1 protein-coding gene and 1 pseudogene are annotated in these 2,361 nt (G+C 60.8%); both read left to right on the top strand.

Annotated elements, in window-relative coordinates:
* The first annotated feature begins 410 nt into the window (after positions 1–410).
* Positions 411–1,964, top strand: a complete 1,554-nt coding sequence (gene glgA / locus ACRESD_RS21660) for a glycogen synthase GlgA (protein WP_431752774.1) — start codon at positions 411–413, stop codon at positions 1,962–1,964.
* Between the two features lie 19 nt (positions 1,965–1,983).
* Positions 1,984–2,361: pseudogene (locus tag ACRESD_RS21665) on the top strand (malto-oligosyltrehalose trehalohydrolase); the annotation flags it as partial.

Below are 2,361 nucleotides of genomic sequence, written 5' to 3' on the forward strand. Positions count from 1 at the left end.
GCGCGACCGCAAAGGGAGCGCTTCGCACTCCTGCGCAGGGCAAGCCTGCTCACTACAGCCCTGCTCATAACCATCGCATTTGTGGTTACAAGCTTTTTGTCCTACAAAATCCTTCCAAAAACCTTACGGGCTCTAGGATCTGTCCTAGACTCATGACTGATGGGTCCGTTCGAAAACAAAAACCCCGCAAAAAATCTAAACTTTTCAACTCGGCCATTGGTCAAGTTTTAAGGTACGGCGCGCACGCTTGGCCCTGGCCAGATGCCCGTCCATCCAATCTGTTTCTGCCAACCGTACAACTGGCATAAGCCTTGCCAGAGTCTGTACAGCGCTTGTGCGCGTGGCCGCAGGATGCGGCCAACGGAGCTAGTGGCAGCGGGCCATTAGCCGACCAACACGTGGAGAGAACTATGATCAGTGCTGCTTCAAGTATTCAGGGAGAACGTGTTAGTCAGCCTGTTGGCGGGGCGACCTCTTTAGTTGACCTCAACACAGTGCGGCCGGTCTTGAGTCAGAACCCCAATCGCAAAAAAGTCCTGTTTGTCACCTCAGAATTCGCCGACCTGGTGAAGACCGGTGGCTTGGGCGATGTGTCCGCGGCCCTGCCCCGTGCCATGGCCCACTTGCACGATGTGCGGGTGTTGATCCCGGGTTATCCGCAGGTGATGGAGAGTGACAACCCGATCCATATCATCGGTGAGCTGGGTGGCCACGCCGCGCTGCCGCCGTGCAAGATCGGGCGCATGGACCTCAAGGATGGCCTGGTCATCTACGTGCTGATCTGCCCCGAGCTCTACGAGCGTGAAGGCACGCCCTACGGCGCCAATAACGGTCGTGACTGGCCGGACAACCATATTCGTTTCGCCCGCTTGGGCCTGGCCGCCGCCGACATGGCGGCCAACCTCGCGCAGATCCACTGGTGCCCTGACCTGGTGCACGCCCATGACTGGCCAGCCGGTCTCGCGCCGGCCTACATGCACTGGCGCGGGTCACGTACGCCGACCCTGTTCACCATTCATAACCTGGCGTATCAGGGGGTCGTGAGCCTGGCGTCGACCCCGGAACTGGGGATTCCGCCCCATGCCCTGCAACAGGAAGGCATGGAGTTCTACGGCAAAATGTCGTTCCTCAAGGCGGGCATGGCGTACGCCAGCCATATCACCACCGTGAGCGCGACCTATGCGCAGGAAATTACCACCCCCGAATTCGGCTGCGGCCTTGACGGCTTCCTGGCCAGCAAGACCCAGCAAGGCTTGCTCAGTGGCATTCCCAACGGGATAGACGAAAGCTGGGAAACCTCCACCGACACCCACCTGACCCACAACTTCAATATTGGCGACTGGGAAGGCAAGGCCATCAACGCTGCCCACGTGCGCCACCTGTTCGGCCTGCACGACTCCACCGGCCCGCTGTTCGCCGTGGTCTCACGCCTGGTCTATCAGAAAGGCCTGGACCTCACCGAAGCCGTTGCCAGCTTTATCGTCGAAAACGGCGGCCAGATCGCCATTATCGGGCGCGGGGAGCCGGAAGAAGAACAGGCCATGCGCGAGCTGGCCCTGCGCTTCCCCGGACAGGTCGGGGTGCGTATCGGCTTTAACGAAACCGACGCCCGCCGCATGTTCGCCGGCAGCGACTTCCTGCTGATGCCGTCGCGTTATGAACCCTGCGGCCTGAGCCAGATGTACGCCCAGCGCTTCGGCTCACTGCCGGTGGCGCGCAATACCGGCGGCCTGGCAGACACCATCGAAGACGGCGTGACCGGCTTCCTGTTCAACGAGTCCACGGTGGCCAGCTACGAAGCGGCCCTGGCGCGCGCCTTCAAAGTGTTTGCCTACCCCGGCTTGCTCAACGCCATGCGCAGCCGTGCCATGACCCAACCGTTCAATTGGTGCCAGGCGGTGGAACCCTACGCCGAACTCTACGAGCAACTGGTGGCCAAGGCCCAGGGGAAGTCGGCTAAATAATCAAGGGAGGTCTTCACAGATGCCCTCACGGACTCTGGAAACCTGGCCCCACGGCGCAATCATGCTGGACGCGCAACACACGCGTTTTGCCTTGTGGGCGCCAGACGCGTTTTATGTCAGCGTCGAATTCAAAGACGCAAAGTCCATCGCCATGCTGCCCCAGGCAGAGGGCTGGTTCGAAGTAGACATCAAGTGCCCGGCAGGCACTTGCTATCGCTACAACATCGACGGTGAAACCGACGTTCCCGACCCGGCGTCCAGGGCTCAAGCCTCGGACGTCCATGGTTGGAGCCGGGTCGTCGACCCGTTGGCCTACCCCTGGCGCAATAGCCAGTGGCAAGGTCGGCCCTGGCATGAAGCGGTGATTTATGAACTGCATGTCGGCGCACTGGGTGGC

Source organism: Pseudomonas sp., assembly GCF_050739995.1.
Classification (GTDB): domain Bacteria; phylum Pseudomonadota; class Gammaproteobacteria; order Pseudomonadales; family Pseudomonadaceae; genus Aquipseudomonas.